The sequence below is a fragment of the Vreelandella arctica genome, from assembly GCF_037070215.1.
In the GTDB taxonomy this organism is placed as follows: Bacteria; Pseudomonadota; Gammaproteobacteria; order Pseudomonadales; family Halomonadaceae; genus Vreelandella; species Vreelandella arctica.
Map to the genome: position 1 here is coordinate 117,648 of NZ_JBANSN010000013.1, position 16,652 is coordinate 134,299.

The window sequence follows — 16,652 nt, forward strand, 5'->3', positions numbered from 1 at the left end:
ACACTATCCTCGGCGGTTTTTTGAGGCAGCCCCGGAGTTCCTTACCCTAGCTATAGCGTCGACGTTTGAAGGTTGCATCACGAAGGTAAGCGGGGTTTGACCCTATCCGACGAAGATTCGCCCAGGTGCCTTTGTAATAGGGGATATGGTTTCTGTCTGTCCAATCGCTGATGACATCACCCTGTACCCCATTAGGGTAGCCAAACATCATAAATACCTGGCCTTGTTCCAAGTCGGGCTCCAAATAGGCCATGGCGGTGGTCGAGCCGTAGTTGTTATAGACCTCTACGATATCGCCATTGGCAATGCCTAAATCCTGGGCATCCCGTGGGTGGATTTCTATTGGTGCCATCGGGTAGCGGCCTTTGCGGAAAGCCAGGTATTGGTCGTGGTAAGCCGTTTGCCAGATATGATTCGTTCTTCCGTTATTGATCCAGAAGTCATAAGACGCTTTCTGCTGCTGAACCACGTCGGGGAAACCGTTCCAGGGTGATGACTGGAAATGAGCCTTGCCATCGTCGGTACTGAAATTATTGTCGGTATAGAGCATCTCGGTGCCAATGAGCTTGCCATCCCGATACTCTTTGATGGGAAGTTGGACGCCATTATTGCCAGCCACACGCAATCTTTCATAGGTGGCTAAGTGTCCTGTAGGCCCGCCTTGGCTATCAATTTCCTTTTCATGCGCCATGCGGAAACCGTCGTTGAAGGCATCCTCCTCGGTCATCCAGTCAAATCCAGCGAAACGCTCGGCCATCGTAGCGTTACCTACGGATTCATAACGTTGCTTTAGAGCGTTAGCCATATCGGCGGCAATGAGACAATCAGGCTTAGCGATGCCGGGAGGATCCATAAAGCGTTCAGACAGCCGAAGCCGACGCTCACCGTTCATAGAGGTCAGGTTCATTTCGCCCGGATGGGTGGCTGGTAAAACCATATGTGAATATTCGGCAAACTTGGTGCGGTAAAGATCGATATCTACGATAAATAGACCGCCCTTATTCTTGACAGCATCATAGACAATATCGATCAAATCTTCTTGAGAAGTGACGCCTCTCGCTTCGGCCAGCGCTTGGTTAACAATGGAAGCACGACGCTTGATGACCTGCCGGTAAGTCTCGGCATTGATGGTGGTTTGAAACGCATTGCAGGCCCACACCGTCAACATCATGCCGTTACCTTTGATCAGCTCTTGATCAATATAAGGTGCTGGGCGTCCGCCGGGGTAGGGTGGGCGCACATAGCCCTCCTGGTGACCGCCCATACGAACCACGCCGGTGCCGCGTTGACCTACATTGTGGGTAGCCACAGCCAGATTGACGATTGCGGACTGAATCCGATAGTTGTCATTTCCCCAGATCACGCCTTTCTCATAGGCATGCATGGTACGTGGGGCATGGCCACTGGCCTTAGGTTTATAGGCCCACTCGGCGGCCTTAACGATATCGGCCCGACTCACGCCGGTGATGCGACTACACTCGTCCAGTCCCATGCGATTGGCAGCTAGCATTTCCTCGAAACCACTGGTGTGTTCGTCGATAAAGGCTTGATCTTGCCACCCTTGGTCTACCACATAGGTCACCAGCCCATTGAATAAGGCAGTATCTGTACCTGGTTGGATTGCTAAATGCAGAACATTCTCCTTCCCAGCAATCGTTTCACAGATAGCGACAGTAGGGGTGCGTCGGGGGTCGACTAGAATAACCTTACCTTTGCTTACTGACTCGCCAGGAAACCATTCCCGCTTTTTAGCGATGTTAGACCCGCTTAGATTCGGCTCCCAGTGGGCCAGGAACCAGTTAGACTGAGTTTCATAAGAGTTTCCGCCGATGGAAAAGATAACATCGGCCACCTCTGCATCCTCGTAACTATTATTGAGCTCGCCAATGCCCATGTCGCGGCTGGCGTGGCATTCTGAGTTGTAGGCAGGACGATTGTGAATACGCACCATTTTTGACTGTATGCCCTCAAAAATTAGTTTGCCGGTAGCCCAGGTGTTCTCGAAGCCGCCGCCAGCGCCGCCATGATCGAAGAGATTGAAAAACAGTTGATCCGGCCCGTCATTATCGAGGATACGTTGGGTCAAGCCAGCATATAGAGCCATGGCATGTTCCCAATGGGTGTCTGACCAATCGTCCCCAGTGTAGATCATGGGATATTTGAGGCGACGCTCGCTGATGGGGGTTCCTTTCGAGTACATCACACTGGCCATTTGGCCGCCACGCGTTGAGGATAACCCTTTATTGACGCTGCACTCCTTATCAGGAACGATCATGATACTGTATTCACGGCCATCGTGCTCTTGTATCCGATTAACCATGGCGGGGGTCATGGTTAGCTGCATGGCTGGTAGCTGTTGAGTGAAGTCGAGCCCTAGCGCATTCTGGTTAGCCGCTCTGCCGCCTTCTTGATTGGCAGGCCATTTATAGACATGGTACCCGCAGCCAACAATGCAGAAGTGACAGGCCATATTGGTCTTTTGAGCATTCACTGGAGGCAGAGGAATACGGTCTTTAAATTGTGACATTTTTGATACTCCCGAATCAGATGATATTGGCCTGACGGCCATAGATAAGACCATCAATCGACACCGCCCTCAGGGCATCTTCAGCCTCGTCATACTCCAGAATGATTCGCGGCAAATTCTCGGTCGCTTGCCCAATCACCATCTGACCAATGTTATCGGGATCGAATATGCTGTAATGACAGGGGCATTTGAAAGTTTCAGCCTCCTGGTCGTAGCTCACTGGACAGCCCATATGGGTGCATTGTGTGCTGAAAGCCACTACGTCTTTGTTCGGCCCCACGCCTCCTTTAACTTCACGGTCTCTGCGGATTACCACGCAGGGTGAGTGGATGTCGGGGTAAGTGAAGTAAAGCGGTTGGTTGACCGTCAACTCGCTAAGTCGGGCGATCACCTCATTTGGGTAGGGCAGGTTTGTGTTACCCGCGGCAGAGGGATTGCCTTGCTCCGCCTGAGTGATGGGGGCCAGCGAAAGAGTACCCAGGGCGGCACTGCTGCCGGTTAACTTAAGAAAGGTGCGGCGACTCAAGCGTGTCATCGTTTGACACTCCATTGTTATTGTCGAGAAGCCCTAGCTGGGGGGAGTTATATATGGTTATCCGAATTTGTTAAGCCGAAATATAGCGTAGTTCTGCCCTGACAGACGCGCAAGACAGAATAACTCATCACTGCTATATCAATTTCAGACTTAGGTTTGCTGAAATTCTGATGAGTTCTTTGTGTATTTCACTTTCTTACCCGCTATTTATCAATGCAATGACGCACTCATCAGGGAAGCCCATGACCAAACTTGGGCCAGATGGCTATGTCAGATGGCTATGTCAGTTGAAGCGGGATCTAAGGCAAGTTCGTTTGCAGACTGCAGGAATAGCTGATAATTAGCAGCGTTTCATTTGCAAATAATGAATCACCTCTGGTTTTTTTCCCAGAAGCTTTGATTATTGTCAGCATATTGCGCGATGTAGTGCAGTTGGGATTGTGATAAATAGTATGACAGGCATGGAGACCTCACGATTCACTACCAGGCGCATTACGCTGGGCAGGAACGGTTTTAAAAGCGGGCGATACTTTCGTTGGGTCAACTTGGTTTTTATAGCTAGCGGTGGCTTCTGCCCACCACATTAGTTGACCTAGTGTTCGGCCAAAATAGCTCTCCCAACGCTCCTGATTCTGGGCAAAGTGACCGTCTTCACTCAGCGCATCCTGGGCTTTGGGTATATGTACCATGGCCGACACCGGCAAGCAGCCAAGCTCTGATAGAAATGTACGCATGGCAACGGCTGCACGCACGCCGCCCCACTGGCCCATCGAGTAGGTCACAATAGCGCTGGGTTTAAATGCAAACAGTGACGCGCCAAAGTGATTAAGCAGATGGCTCAGGGCAGGGCTCATGGAGTGGTTATATTCAGGGCTCACCATTACATAGCCATGGGCGTCACTGATTTTATCGGCCAACTGCGATAAATCACTCGGTGCATCGGCTTTTGCATAAGCAAAGTGGGGCTTGAATGGGTCGCTTAAATTCAGTGTTAACGGGTCAATTATCTCGGCCGTGGTGTTAGGGAGTGATGAAAGCAAACGCTCGCAGGCGTTGGCTACTCTCTCGCCAAGGCGGGCAGGGGAAGGGGGTGTGCTAGTTCGGGTCGAACCTAGAAATATTAAATAATGAGCCATGGCATTTGTTTCCTATTGAATGTTTTCTGCTGGAAAATGGTGGCGGGTTTTATTGGCGATACGCACTAGTGCCAGCATGAGCGGCACTTCGACTAGCACGCCGACGACGGTGGCCAGCGCGGCACCTGACTGTAAGCCAAACAGTGCGATAGCCGCTGCGACCGCCAGTTCAAAGAAGTTACTCGCACCGACCATAGCGCCAGGGGCTGCAACGTTATGCGGCACCCGCCAAGCCTTGGCCCAGCCGTAGGCAATAAAGAAGATCAGAAACGTTTGAATAATCAGTGGAATCGCGATGAGTACGATATGCAGCGGGTTATTCAGAATCACCTCGCCCTGGAAGGCAAATAGAAGCACGAGGGTGATGATCAAGCCAATCGGGGTGATGGGGCCAACGCGCTTCATAAAGACGTTGTCGTACCACTCTGCGCCGCGCTTTTTGATCAGGGTTTGGCGCGTTATATAACCTGCCGTCAGGGGGATCACAATATAGAGCACAACAGACAGGGCAACCGTATCCCAGGGTACCTGAATATTGGAGATGCCTAGGAGGAAGACCACGATGGGCGCGAAAGCGAACAGCATGATCAGGTCATTAAGCGCCACCTGCACCAGCGTATAGGCCGCATCACCGCGGGTTAAATAGCTCCACACAAACACCATTGCTGTACATGGTGCTGCACCGAGCAGAATCGCGCCTGCTAAATACTGGCTGGCTAACTCGGCTGGAATTAAGGGCCGAAAGACCACCATAAGAAAGAACCAGGAGATGGCAAACATGGTGAAAGGCTTAATCAGCCAGTTCACCGATGTGGTAATGATCAAACCTTTTGGCTGGCGCCGCACACCGAGTAGTGATGTGAAGTCTATTTGCGCCATCATGGGGAAAATCATTGCCCAGATAAGCGCCGCGACCGGAATGGAAACCTGCGCTACTTCAAAGCGGGAAAGTGTTTCCGGTACTGCTGGCAGGAGCTGTCCGAGTAAAATGCCCGCCACAATAGCCAGTGCTACCCAAAGCGTCAGGTAACGCTCAAACAGCCCCATTCCTTCGGCAGTGGTGGGCGGTGTAATATCTTGCCGTGCTGACATGGAAAGCTCCTGATTAGATAGCGCGCTGGTTAACACGCTTAGAGAGTTCTTCAGCACTCTCTTTACGTTCTGAATAACGGTCTGTCAGCAGGTCACTGCGGTCCCGCACCAACAGCGTAAATTTCACCAACTCTTCCATCACATCGACGATACGGTCGTAGAAAGGGGAGGGTTTCATTCGGTCGTTTTCATCAAATTCCATAAAGGCTTTCGGCACTGACGATTGATTGGGAATCGTCAGCATACGCATCCAGCGCCCCAATATGCGCAGCTGATTGACCGTATTGAAGGACTGTGAGCCGCCACAAACCTGCATTACTGCCAATGTTTTGCCTTGAGTCGGGCGCACGCCGCCTAGCGAAAGTGGAATCCAGTCTATTTGCGTTTTCATAATGCCGGTCATTGCGCCATGGCGTTCAGGGGAGCACCACACCATGCCTTCGGACCACTGAGCTAACGTACGTAGTTCATCAACTTTGGGGTGGCTGGCATCTTCAGCATCCGGTAGCGGCAAGCCTTTAGGATCAAAAGTTCTCGTTTCTGCTCCCATGGCGGTCAGTAGGCGTGCTGCTTCCTCAACGGCTAAACGACTAAACGAGCGCTCACGCAAAGAACCGTATAACAGCAATATTCTAGGTGCATGATCGACACTTTGTGGAACGCCTAGGTGCTCACTGCTAGGGCGCTCAAACAGCGCGTTGTCGATGTTAGGTAAATCGGTTAGATGGGGTAAATCGTTGAGTGAAGACATTAGGGCTACCTGTTTAACGCCATTTAAGGTTAATGATTCTATCATATATGTTTTTTCGTATATTTCTAGCGTCGACTGCAAGCTGCAATATTGCCGTCATGAATCCAGCGTAAAGTGACAGCTATTAATTACATTAGAGGCTATTTCCTTATGTCGAAGCGCCGCGTGTTGTTTCTTTGCAACGCTAACTCTGCACGGTCCTTAATGGGAGAGGCGTTGCTTCGCCATATGGCAGGTGATCGTTTTGAATCGTTTAGCGCTGGTTCTGAACCGGATGAGCCCCATGCATTGACGCTTGATGCATTGCGAAAACAGGGACTACCCACGGAAGGTTTACGCAGTAAATCGCTGGATGTGTTTGAGAGCGAGACCTTCGATTTTGTCATTGTGCTGTGTGACAAGGCTCAGCAAGCCTGTCGGGACTGGCAAGGGCAGGCGGGTGAAGTGCTGTTCTGGGATATTCGCGACCCGCGTCTGATTGGCAAGCCAGACGCTTACGAGCAGGCATTATTGGAAATTCGTCGTCGCCTGCAGCTATGGCTGCCCCTGCATAAGTCTGCTTAATCTTACTCATAGGGGCAGGTCGTGATGAAATTGATCAATAACTTAAGCGTCAAGGCGAGTTGGACGCTGGTGCTCTTGGCGTTCAGTGGTTTGGTCGTCGTGATTGGCGCATTGGGGCTATTCGCTAATCATTTTGGCCGCGATGCATTCACGTCGCTACATCAGCGGGACATGGCGCAGGTCAGTGAGCTTAATAGTGCTTACACGCAGTTATTACGTGCGCGTATCCAAATGAATCGTGCAGCAGAGCTAATTCGCACCCCGTCGTTTGATCGTCCTGCCCCACTTATCGATGAATCTCAGCGGTTGTTGGATGCGGCGGCAGTCAACTTCGGGCAGTTTTCGGCGAGTGATTTTGAGCCTGAGCAGCAAGCGTTAGTTGATCAATTGGCCGCTGATTTTCAATCGTTCGTTAACAATAACCTTAGTCTGCAGATGATGATGCTGGAAGAGCGGGATGTCTCTGGTTTCCTGTCAGGAGAGTCACGGGTAGATGACAGCAGCCAGCAATTTGTGCAGAGTGCAGAGGCATTTTTTAACGCCTTAAACCAGCGGGGTAACGGTCTTCTCGCACGTTACGAGCAAGTATCATCGCTACTGTTTTGGGGCGTCATTGCGGTGCTGGGTGCCGCGCTGTTAGTGGTGGCGGTGGTGGTGTGGGGTGTGCGCAAGAATGTGCTTCGCCCTTTAAAAGTCATTACCGAGCATTTTCAACGTATTGCTAAAGGCGATCTATCCACGCCCGTTTCAGCTCACTCGACCAATGAAATTGGTCAGCTGTTTAGTGAGCTAGCCAGTATGCAGAGCGCTTTAACGACAACCGTCGATCGACTTACTGCTAGCAGCCAGCAGGTCTATAGCAGCAGCCAGGAAATGACTGAGCAGAACCAGCTCTTGGCCAGCCAAACCGATACCCAAGTGTCTGCCTTACAGCAAATGGCGGCGAGCCTGGAGCAGCTAACCGCGACGGTAAATCAAAATGCGGAAAGTGCGGCGCATGTGAGCCAATCGACCGCGGATGTTTCCCATAAGGCGCAGCAGGGTGACGAGGTCATTACCCAGTTTATTACCACGATGGAAGCGATCAATGATCACTCTGAAGAGATCCAAAGCATCATCCGCATGATTGAGAGCATCGCTTTCCAAACCAATATATTGGCGCTGAACGCATCGGTTGAAGCGGCGCGTGCTGGTGAGCATGGGCGTGGCTTTGCAGTCGTGGCAAATGAAGTGCGGGCGCTGGCAACCCGCAGTGCCAATGCTGCCAGCGAGATTCGATCACGCATTGAAGCGTCGAGTGCGAGTGTCCAACAGGGCAGTGTATTGTCGCAGCAAGCGGGTGAACATACTCGTGCGATAATGCAGGCTGCCAGTAACGTGGATACGCTAATGACTCAAATCGCCAATGCCTCTGAGGAGCAGCGACGCGGCATTGAAGAGGTTAATCAGGCGGTGGTGCAAATTGATACGACGACGCAAGGAACCATGCGCTTAGTCAACCAGGCGGCCCAGAGCGCTGAAGGTTTATCCCAGGAGGCTTTGCAAATGCGCGAGTATGCTGGGCAGTTTAGTGTTGCCGAAAAAGCCCCCGGAATGAACTTGGCTGACATCAATGAACATAACGGCGAATACCCTGAATGGGAGCAGCTTAGTCATCAACAAACCCCTTTACCTAGCTCTGATGGGCAGCGCCATCGTCAAACCGATGTGATGACGTCTGCTTAAAATACTAAAAACAGTAATTTGCGTTTATTCAGAGGCAGTCAGCGCTATCATGCGGTTTTCTCTGAGCGACTAATGTTTTGCAATTGATCCAACGGCTCATCTCGCCCGTCGTCTTTATCTCTCAGCGTTTACTGAACGATCCTATGCTGCTCTCAATGAGCGGCCTATGGGTCGTTTTGTGGTGGCTGGAACCTCAGTCATTGACGGAGATGGCTGAGCGGGTGCATTGGACCACGCTTGCTGTGTTAACCGGTCTTATGCTGCTCAGCCGATCGTTGGAGCTCAGTGGTTATTTAACGCTCTGGGGACGCCAGTTATTGGCCCGTCTGAAGGGTGAAAGGCGCCTAGCGGTGGGTTTGGTGCTGTTTTCAGGTCTGCTTTCTGCCTTCGTCACCAATGACGTGGCGCTGTTTATTGTCGTGCCACTGACCCTTAGTCTCGCCAGGATGGCAACGCTGCCTATTGCGCGTTTAATTGTGTTTGAAGCGCTGGCGGTCAATGCGGGGTCATCGCTGAGCCCGATTGGGAATCCACAAAACCTTTATCTATGGCAGCTTTCAGACCTACGCTTTGGCGAATTTCTATGGGTAATGCTACCGCTGGGTGTTGGTTTGATGCTGCTGCTCTTGCTCCTTATTCCCTTGGCGTTTCCTAAAGCGTCAATACATTTGGAGTCAGCTTCTATTGCAGCAACAATACGGCACAAAAAGCCACTATGGGCGGCACTAATCGGCTACCCGCTTTTTTTGATTGCAGTGGACATGGGCTGGGTGTTGCCAGCGATGGCCGGCGTAATGCTAGCGATGTTATGGGTGGCCCGGCGAGCGGTGTTCAGCATCGATTGGATGCTGCTGGTAGTGTTCGTATTAATGTTCATCAATTTAAGTGTCATCGGTGAACTAAATGTCGTTCAGCAGGCAATTAATACAATGCGCCAGTGGCCCGGTGGCGATATCAGCGTAGGTGTACTGCTTTCACAAGTTATTTCCAACGTACCGGCAACGCTGTTACTTGCGGAGGAGAGTGAGTGGCAGCCGCTTGCCTGGGGCGTCAGTGTCGGTGGCTTTGGTTTGGCGATAGGCTCGATGGCTAATTTAATTGCCCTGCGCTTGGCTCGTCAGCCTGGCATTTGGACAGAGTTTCACCGTTGGTCTCTGCCTATGTTAGGCCTTGCTTGGTTGTTTGCTGCGTTTTGGAAAAACGCCCTGTTATTGTAGCGACAGGGCGCTACCTCTCGGGATTAACTCCTTGCGAGGAGGGGTTAGTCGATTAGCTCGACGGCAACCGCCGTTGCTTCACCGCCGCCGATGCACAGGCTGGCAATGCCGCGCTTGCCGCCTTTAGTGCGCAGCGCGTGTATCAGCGTGGCAATAATGCGCGAGCCGGTTGAGCCAATCGGGTGGCCCTGGGCGCAGGCACCACCGAAAACATTCACCTTGTCATGGGGCAGGCCTAGATCATCCATCGCCATAAGTGTCACCACGGCAAAGGCTTCGTTGATCTCAAATAGATCTACATCATTAACGCCCCAGCCTAGCTTTTTCATCAGCTTTTCTATCGCACCCACCGGCGCGATAGTGAACTCACTTGGGTGGCGTGAATGGGTAGTGTGGCCGAGCATGCGTGCTAAAGGTTTAATACCGTGCTGATCCGCGGCTTTCTGACTGGCCAAAATCAGCGCCGAGGCACCATCGGAAATCGAGCTGGCGTTGGCAGCGGTAATGGTGCCATCTTTGGCGAAAGCAGGGCGCAACTGGCGGATTTTGTCGAGTTTAGCTTCGAAAGGCTGCTCGTCGTGCTCGACCAGATGTTCACCCTGGCGCGTGGAAACCGTGACGGGGGCCATCTCAGCGTTTAAGTGGCCTGCGTTAGTGGCCGCTATGGCGCGCTCAAGCGAGGCAATGGCAAAATCGTCCAAGCGTTCGCGCGTATAGCCACGCTCTGTGGCGACATCTTGAGCAAACACGCCCATCAGCTTGCCCGTTTCGGCGTCTTCAAGCCCATCCAAAAACATATGGTCTTTAAGCTCGCCGTGTCCCAACCGGTAACCGCCGCGTGCTTTGGTCAGCACGTGCGGGGCGTTAGACATGGACTCCATCCCGCCCGCCAGCAAAATATCTCCGCTGCCTGCTTTGATTAAATCATGGGCAAGCATGGCGGCTTTCATACCAGAGCCACACAGCTTATTGATGGTGGTGGCTCCATTGGCATCGGGAATGCCCGCTTGGCGCATCGCCTGGCGCGCTGGGCCCTGCTTAACGCCTGCTGGTAGTACGCAGCCCATTATGCCTTCGCTTATCAGAGCGGGGTCAATGCGCGCCTCTTCAATGGCTGCTTTGATGGCGATTGCGCCAAGCTCTGGTGCCGACATGCTCGAAAGGCTGCCCATCATGCCGCCCATAGGGGTGCGCTTGGCGGCGAGAAATACAACGTCAGTGGGGCTGCTCATGGTCAATCTCCTTCAGATTTATTGTGATTATCAGGTTGCGTAGTGGGTGATACGTTGACCCGTAGGCGGTGCTGTGGTTTTCTCCAGAGTAACCAAGCAAGCGCTAGTGTAAATAACATGAATGTAATGAATGCATCACCTCGCCGCAAGGAGTTGACGCGCCTTGCCGCCCAGCTCTTCGTTCAAGAGGGCTTTGATCGCACCACCGTGCGTATGCTGGCGCAGGAAATGGGGATTAAGTCTGGTAGCTTGTTTCATCATTTTAAAGACAAGCAGGAAATCCTCGCAGCGGTTATCGAAGAAGGTACTCAAAACGCCTTAGTAATTGCACGTAAAGCACTGGATGAGTGTGCCTCTGACCCTGAAGTGCGCCTGCGCGTTATGGCTCGTGCCCATCTCGAAACGCTTTTTACTGACCGTAATGCTCATGTAGTGGCGCTCTTTGAGTGGCGTCGACTCGATCCTGATGCAAGTGCTCATTTAAGTCATTTGCGCGATGCTTATGAGGCGCTGTGGGTTACTGTCATCGATGATGCTTTAGAAGCAGGGCTGATTCATGGAGACCGCTTTCTGGTCTCGCGCTTCGTGCTCGGGGCACTGAATTGGACCGTACGCTGGTATGATCCTAATGGTCCCCGTTCCCCTGATGAACTCGCTGATGAGCTTGTCGCCATGATTATGCCCCCGCCTGCTTGAACTGCTTGCGCTATACAGCTTCCTACCAACGTCTAACGCTTTAATTCATCAGAGTGCTTGCTCTCTAAGACGATTACTTTTAGCGTTGCTTTTAACTTAAAGTTTCCGTTAACGTCAACGGATAATTTTAGCGACCTAGCCTGCGCCCTACCTGTATTGCTTTGCGCTCATTACTAACAACAATGATCATCTACATTAGAGAGCCATCATGACAGCTACACCACAATCACTGCCCGACTATCAGCACTACCTTGAAAACTTTTCTATCAAGAGCGTTATTGCTCGCCTGGATGACCATCAGGATGGAATGTTGAATGCTTTCGAAGCCTGCTGTGGTCGGCATGTGCGCCAAGGGCGCGGCGATGTGCTAGCGCTAGTTCAAGAGGATACCCAAGGGGCGGTTCACACCCTGACTTATGCTGAGTTGGATGCGCAAAGCGCTAAATTGGCGGGTTGGTTTCAGGCTCAAAGGCTAGGTAAAGGTGATCGCATTGCTTGTATGTTGCCGCGGTCACCACAGCTTTTGATTGCGGTACTCGCCACATGGCGTATTGGCGCGGTTTATCAACCTCTATTTACTGCCTTTGGTCCTGATGCCGTGGACTATCGTTTAGGGCGTGCAGATACCAAGCTGGTGATTACTGATCACGCCAATCGCTATAAGTTTGATGGCTTGAGCCAGTGCCCGCCCGTGCTGGCAATCGGTGGTGCAACCAGCGAACATGCGGATGATCATGATTGGCAAGCTGCATTGACGCATACGTCAATGAGCGATAAACCGCCAAGGCTATCGCCTAAACAACCTTTTCTACAAATGTTTACCTCTGGCACCGTGGGCAAGCCCAAAGGTGTTGCTGTTCCCTTGTCTGGAATGACTGCCTTCGCGATCTATATGGAGCTCGCCATTGACCTGCGTGGTGATGACCGCTTTTGGAATATGGCTGACCCAGGCTGGGCGTATGGCCTTTACTATGCGATCACGGGGCCACTGCTGCTCGGTGTGACGACCCATTTTTGTGAAGCGGGCTTTAGTGCTGAGGGGGCGCTGGCGTTTATGAAGCGCCACCACATTACCAATTTTGCCGCTGCCCCTACCGCTTACCGGCTGATGAAGGCATCAGGCCTGTTTGATGACGCCCATCAAACCTTGGAGCTGCGTGCAGCGAGTTCAGCCGGAGAGCCTTTGAACACTGAAGTGGTCACTTGGGTTGAGAAGTCGCTTGGCTGTCCTGTCATGGACCATTATGGGCAAACTGAAACCGGCATGACGTGCAATAACCACCATGCACTTGATCACCTTAAGCATGTGGGTGCGATGGGCGTCCCAATGCCGGGCTATCGTCTGGCGATTTTGGATGCCGAGTATCATGAGCTGCCTGCGGGTGAGCCTGGGGTGCTTGCCGTGGATATCAAGAATTCACCTGCGCACTTCTTTCAAGGTTACACCTGGCAGGAGAAAAATCCCTTTGTAGAAGGCTATTACCTTACCGGGGATGTTGTGATCCGCAATGAAGATGGCACCTTTCAATTTGCCGGGCGGGACGACGACATTATTACCACCGCAGGTTATCGGGTGGGGCCAACGGATGTTGAGAATAGCGTAATGACACACCCGGCTGTTGCAGAGTCGGCGGCGGTGGGGCAGCCAGACGAGATCCGTGGCGAAGTGATCAAATCCTATGTCGTACTGCGAGAAGGCTATGAGGCAAGTGAAGCACTTGCCGATGAGATCAAGCAGCGAGTGCGTGAGCGGTTATCGACTCACGCTTTCCCACGCGTTATTGAGTTTGTCGATGAGTTACCCAAAACCCCCAGTGGCAAGATTCAGCGCTTTAAATTGCGTGCCCAAGCAGCAGAAGAAGCTAAGGCAGCCAAATAAACATAACGCTTATAGGGAATATGGTTATGCAGGTTAAGGACAGTACTTTTTTAATTACTGGGGCCGCTTCTGGTCTTGGCGCGGCAACGGCAGAGCGTTTGGTGGCTGCGGGCGCTCGGGTCGTTTTATGCGATTTAAATGACAGTGTAAACGCACATGCTCAGCAGTTGGGGGAGCATGCTCAAGCGTGTTTGGCAGACATTACCTCTGCCGAGCAAATGCAGCAGGCGGTCGATACCGCGGTAGCGCTGGGTGGCAAGGGCGGTCTCTCAGGTGTGGTTCATTGTGCGGGCGTCGTTAGCGTAGCCAAGTTGGTTGATCGTGAGGGAAAGCCGGCTGATCTAGATAGCTACATTAAAACCATCAACATCAACCTGGTGGGTACCTTTAACGTAATGCGCCTCGCCGCGGCGGCGATGGCTAAAAATACGCCTAATGAGAGCGGGGAGCGCGGGGTGATTATTAACACTGCTTCTATTGCGGCTTTTGATGGTCAGGTAGGGCAGTGTGCTTATAGCGCCTCTAAAGCGGGCGTTGTGGGTATGAGCTTGCCAGCGGCGCGCGAGTTATCGCGTCATGCCATTCGAGTTATGGCAATTGCCCCAGGCGTTTTTGAAACACCAATGATGAGCGAGATACCCGATGAGGCTGCCCAGGCGCTAGCGGCAGCGGTGCCATTTCCCAAGCGGTTGGGTAAGCCGGATGAGTTTGCTCAATTAGCCGAGCAAATTATTACCAACCCAATGCTGAATGGCGAACTCATTCGCTTAGATGGCGGCATACGCATGCAGTAACGCTTCAGCTATATAGAATCACATTGAGACGGCTCGTCAGCTTTTGGCTGGCGAGTTTTTTATTGCTGGCATTAGAGGTTTGCAGCATTAGCTACCAAAGTTGTAGAGCGTTTTAGCGCTAAATTCAAACGCTCGCTTGACTCTGTTGAGCGCTCGCGCTAGTTTTCAAACATGTGTTTGAAAGCCGCTTTCTGTTTTGAAAATATAATTCGGCTTTTGATCCCCCGGTTGTAGGAGAGTGTTTTAGGAGAAGTGCGATGCCCACTTATCAGGCCCCTATTCGTGATATGCGTTTCGTTATGGACGAAATGCTTGATTATCCTGCTCACTACGCGCGCTTGCCGGGTGGTGACGAGGCATCGCCCGATGTCGTCAGCGCTATTTTAGAGGAAGGTGCGCGTTTTGCTCGCGAAGTACTGCTGCCGATTAATCAAAGCGGCGATGCAGAAGGGTGCTTGTTAGAAGGGGGCGAAGTAAAAGCGCCAAATGGTTTTAAAGAAGCCTATCAGCAATATGTAGAAGGCGGCTGGCCGAGCTTGGCCGCCGATCCTGAGCATGGCGGGCAGGGGCTGCCGCATTCGTTAGCCATGCTGCTTTCGGAGATGATTTGCGCAACCAACTTGGCATGGGGCATGTACCCAGGGCTTTCCCATGGCGCGGCGGATGCACTGCGCCATCACGGTACCGATGAGCAGAAGGCTACATACCTCACCAAATTGGTGGAGGGCGTATGGACCGGCACGATGTGTTTAACCGAATCGCATTGCGGTACCGATCTCGGCTTGATCAAAACGCGGGCGGTGCCCACTGAAGGCGATGCTTACGCGATTACCGGTACCAAGATATTTATCTCTGCTGGCGAGCATAATCTGGCTGAGAATATCGTCCATTTAGTGCTAGCAAAACTGCCTGATGCACCCGAAGGCTCGAAAGGTATCTCGCTATTTGTGGTGCCTAAGTTTATGCCTGATGCCGAAGGCAATCCTGGCGAGCGCAATGGTGTTAGCTGTGGCTCTTTAGAGCATAAAATGGGTATTCACGGTAACGCTACCTGTGTGATGAACTTCGATGGCGCAACCGGCTATCTGGTGGGCGCCCCGAATAAAGGCTTGGCGTGTATGTTCACCATGATGAACGCTGCGCGTCTTGGAGTAGGTATTCAGGGGCTGGGTTTGATTGAAGCCAGCTTCCAGAATTCGTTGAGCTATGCCCGTGATCGCCTGCAAATGCGAGGTTTGTCAGGCAAGCAGGCGCCTGAGAAGCCCGCTGATCCAATTATCGTCCATCCCGATGTTCGACGCATGCTGCTGACTCAGAAAGCCTTCGCCGAAGGCGGGCGTATGCTAGTGCTATACACCGCTCAAATGCTGGATGTTGTAGAGCATGGTCAGCCAGGTGAAGAGCGAGAGCGTGCCGACACGCTTTTGGGATTGCTAACCCCGATTGTAAAAGCGTTCTTGACCGAAGTCGGTTTTGAAAGCACCAATGAGGGTGTTCAGACTTATGGCGGCCATGGCTTTATTAAAGAGTGGGGCATGGAGCAACTGGTACGCGATGCGCGTATTACTCGCTTGTATGAAGGCACTACCGGTATTCAGGCGCTCGACCTACTGGGTCGTAAAGTCCTTATGAGTCAGGGTGAGTCGTTGAAAGTGTTCACCAAGGAGATTCACCAGTTCTGCAAGGCTGAATCAGAGAATCCGGCGCTTAAAGAGTTTATCGGGCCTCTGGCAAAGCTGAACACAGAGTGGGGTGAGCTAACCATGGGCATAGGTATGAAAGCGATGCAGGACCGCGAAGAGGTAGGCGCGGCAAGCGTCGATTACCTTATGTACTCCGGCTACGTCACGCTGGCGTACCTATTTGCTCGTGCGGCCAAGCAGGCATCTGGTTCTTTAGAGGGCGAAGATAAAGCCTTCTATGCTGCTAAATTGAATACTGCTCGCTTCTATTATCAGCGGCTATTACCGCGCACAAAGGCGCATGCGCAAATGATTCAGTCGGGCGCTTCCAGCCTGATGGCCATCTCCAGCGAAGACTTTGGCTTGGGCTTTGAGATTTAATTAACGGCTAAGACGTTAAAGGAGCACTTTCTGGTCAGTCGTTCTGATCGGTGGTTTGCGGCAGAAGGTTTTCCTTCTGCCGCTTTTTTTATACGCAATAACTTCTTTTACTTGCTATCTTGATAGTGAGGCCTTAAAGTACGCATCCGCTGCCGGGGACGCCAAGCGTTACCAGCGGTGAATAAGGTGTAAAAGCCTTGGTTTGTCAGGAGGTTAGCACATGTTTTGTCGCTCGCTTCACCCGCTAAATACAGCGGTTGACAACCACCAGGAAATGCGTAGAATACGCCTTCCTCGCTGCGGCAAGCCAGTTCAACGGTTCGCCAGTCAAACACAGCGAAACCGCTCTTTAACAATTTGATCAGGTAATTCATGTGGGCGCTTGCTGACGTTGGTGACAAATCACCAAATATCAAGGCAAGCGGTCATGACAATGTAAAT

At 52.0% G+C, this 16,652-nt stretch carries 14 protein-coding genes; 7 read left to right on the plus strand and 7 right to left on the minus strand.

Annotated features, from left to right (window positions below; genetic code table 11):
• Positions 1-46 precede the first annotated feature (46 nt).
• From V8L70_RS13540 to arsH, 5 genes are all read right to left on the minus strand, one after another.
• Positions 47-2,527, minus strand: coding sequence for an arsenate reductase (azurin) large subunit (locus tag V8L70_RS13540; RefSeq protein ID WP_101146487.1), 2,481 nt, complete (start codon positions 2,525-2,527; stop codon positions 47-49).
• A 16-nt stretch (positions 2,528-2,543) separates the two neighbouring features.
• Positions 2,544-3,062, minus strand: a complete 519-nt coding sequence (locus V8L70_RS13545; RefSeq protein WP_101146488.1) for an arsenate reductase (azurin) small subunit — start codon at positions 3,060-3,062, stop codon at positions 2,544-2,546.
• A 470-nt stretch (positions 3,063-3,532) separates the two neighbouring features.
• The gene (locus V8L70_RS13555) at positions 3,533-4,198 is read right to left on the minus strand and encodes an NADPH-dependent FMN reductase (protein WP_101146489.1); all 666 of its coding nucleotides are present in this window, start codon (positions 4,196-4,198) and stop codon (positions 3,533-3,535) included.
• Positions 4,199-4,210: 12 nt separating this feature from the next.
• Positions 4,211-5,290 carry an ACR3 family arsenite efflux transporter gene (gene arsB, locus V8L70_RS13560; RefSeq protein ID WP_101146490.1) on the minus strand — a complete coding sequence of 360 codons (1,080 nt, stop codon included), beginning with the start codon at positions 5,288-5,290 and terminating at the stop codon, positions 4,211-4,213.
• A 13-nt stretch (positions 5,291-5,303) separates the two neighbouring features.
• Positions 5,304-6,041 carry an arsenical resistance protein ArsH gene (gene arsH / locus V8L70_RS13565; protein ID WP_101146499.1) on the minus strand — a complete coding sequence of 246 codons (738 nt, stop codon included), beginning with the start codon at positions 6,039-6,041 and terminating at the stop codon, positions 5,304-5,306.
• A gap of 150 nt (positions 6,042-6,191) precedes the next feature.
• Here arsH and V8L70_RS13570 point away from each other — a divergent pair, with 150 nt between their 5' ends.
• The 3 genes from V8L70_RS13570 to V8L70_RS13580 all read left to right on the plus strand — a co-directional run bounded on the left by V8L70_RS13570 (position 6,192) and on the right by V8L70_RS13580 (position 9,547).
• Positions 6,192-6,605, plus strand: coding sequence for an arsenate reductase ArsC (locus V8L70_RS13570; RefSeq protein WP_101146491.1), 414 nt, complete (start codon positions 6,192-6,194; stop codon positions 6,603-6,605).
• Between the two features lie 24 nt (positions 6,606-6,629).
• Entirely contained in the window at positions 6,630-8,330 is a 1,701-nt protein-coding gene (locus V8L70_RS13575) for a methyl-accepting chemotaxis protein (RefSeq protein ID WP_101146492.1), read from the plus strand.
• A gap of 77 nt (positions 8,331-8,407) precedes the next feature.
• Complete coding sequence (locus V8L70_RS13580; protein WP_232774868.1) at positions 8,408-9,547, plus strand: SLC13 family permease; 1,140 nt, start codon at positions 8,408-8,410, stop codon at positions 9,545-9,547.
• Positions 9,548-9,591: 44 nt separating this feature from the next.
• Here the strand turns inward: V8L70_RS13580 and V8L70_RS13585 are convergent, their stop codons facing one another.
• Complete coding sequence (locus tag V8L70_RS13585; protein WP_101146494.1) at positions 9,592-10,779, minus strand: acetyl-CoA C-acyltransferase; 1,188 nt, start codon at positions 10,777-10,779, stop codon at positions 9,592-9,594.
• Between the two features lie 126 nt (positions 10,780-10,905).
• Here V8L70_RS13585 and V8L70_RS13590 point away from each other — a divergent pair, with 126 nt between their 5' ends.
• The 4 genes from V8L70_RS13590 (at position 10,906) to V8L70_RS13605 (ending at position 16,211) form a co-directional block, all read left to right on the plus strand.
• On the plus strand, positions 10,906-11,475 hold the full coding sequence (locus tag V8L70_RS13590; RefSeq protein WP_101146495.1) for a TetR/AcrR family transcriptional regulator: 570 nt from the start codon (positions 10,906-10,908) through the stop codon (positions 11,473-11,475).
• Positions 11,476-11,683: 208 nt separating this feature from the next.
• Entirely contained in the window at positions 11,684-13,354 is a 1,671-nt protein-coding gene (locus V8L70_RS13595; protein ID WP_101146496.1) for an AMP-binding protein, read from the plus strand.
• A 26-nt stretch (positions 13,355-13,380) separates the two neighbouring features.
• A complete protein-coding gene (locus tag V8L70_RS13600; RefSeq protein ID WP_101146497.1) occupies positions 13,381-14,148 on the plus strand; it encodes an SDR family NAD(P)-dependent oxidoreductase in 768 nt (255 codons plus the stop codon).
• A 257-nt stretch (positions 14,149-14,405) separates the two neighbouring features.
• Positions 14,406-16,211 (plus strand): acyl-CoA dehydrogenase C-terminal domain-containing protein, encoded by a 1,806-nt coding sequence (locus tag V8L70_RS13605; protein WP_101146498.1) that lies wholly within the window; start codon positions 14,406-14,408, stop codon positions 16,209-16,211.
• A gap of 107 nt (positions 16,212-16,318) precedes the next feature.
• On the opposite strand, the gene V8L70_RS13610 is transcribed toward V8L70_RS13605, so the two are convergent.
• Positions 16,319-16,585: a hypothetical protein gene (locus tag V8L70_RS13610; protein ID WP_336269661.1), complete on the minus strand. Its 267-nt coding sequence runs from the start codon at positions 16,583-16,585 to the stop codon at positions 16,319-16,321.
• Between the last annotated feature and the right edge of the window lie 67 nt (positions 16,586-16,652).

Excerpts from the sequence above, each read along its gene's own strand:
- arsH (WP_101146499.1), bottom strand. The coding sequence starts at position 6,041 with ATGTCTTCACTCAACGATTTACCCCATCTAACCGATTTACCTAACATC.
- V8L70_RS13610 (WP_336269661.1), bottom strand. The coding sequence starts at position 16,585 with ATGAATTACCTGATCAAATTGTTAAAGAGCGGTTTCGCTGTGTTTGAC.
- V8L70_RS13540 (WP_101146487.1), bottom strand. The coding sequence starts at position 2,527 with ATGTCACAATTTAAAGACCGTATTCCTCTGCCTCCAGTGAATGCTCAA.
- V8L70_RS13555 (WP_101146489.1), bottom strand. The coding sequence starts at position 4,198 with ATGGCTCATTATTTAATATTTCTAGGTTCGACCCGAACTAGCACACCC.
- V8L70_RS13590 (WP_101146495.1), top strand. The coding sequence starts at position 10,906 with ATGAATGCATCACCTCGCCGCAAGGAGTTGACGCGCCTTGCCGCCCAG.
- arsB (WP_101146490.1), bottom strand. The coding sequence starts at position 5,290 with ATGTCAGCACGGCAAGATATTACACCGCCCACCACTGCCGAAGGAATG.
- V8L70_RS13585 (WP_101146494.1), bottom strand. The coding sequence starts at position 10,779 with ATGAGCAGCCCCACTGACGTTGTATTTCTCGCCGCCAAGCGCACCCCT.
- V8L70_RS13595 (WP_101146496.1), top strand. The coding sequence starts at position 11,684 with ATGACAGCTACACCACAATCACTGCCCGACTATCAGCACTACCTTGAA.
- V8L70_RS13600 (WP_101146497.1), top strand. The coding sequence starts at position 13,381 with ATGCAGGTTAAGGACAGTACTTTTTTAATTACTGGGGCCGCTTCTGGT.
- V8L70_RS13605 (WP_101146498.1), top strand. The coding sequence starts at position 14,406 with ATGCCCACTTATCAGGCCCCTATTCGTGATATGCGTTTCGTTATGGAC.
- V8L70_RS13545 (WP_101146488.1), bottom strand. The coding sequence starts at position 3,062 with ATGACACGCTTGAGTCGCCGCACCTTTCTTAAGTTAACCGGCAGCAGT.
- V8L70_RS13570 (WP_101146491.1), top strand. The coding sequence starts at position 6,192 with ATGTCGAAGCGCCGCGTGTTGTTTCTTTGCAACGCTAACTCTGCACGG.
- V8L70_RS13575 (WP_101146492.1), top strand. The coding sequence starts at position 6,630 with ATGAAATTGATCAATAACTTAAGCGTCAAGGCGAGTTGGACGCTGGTG.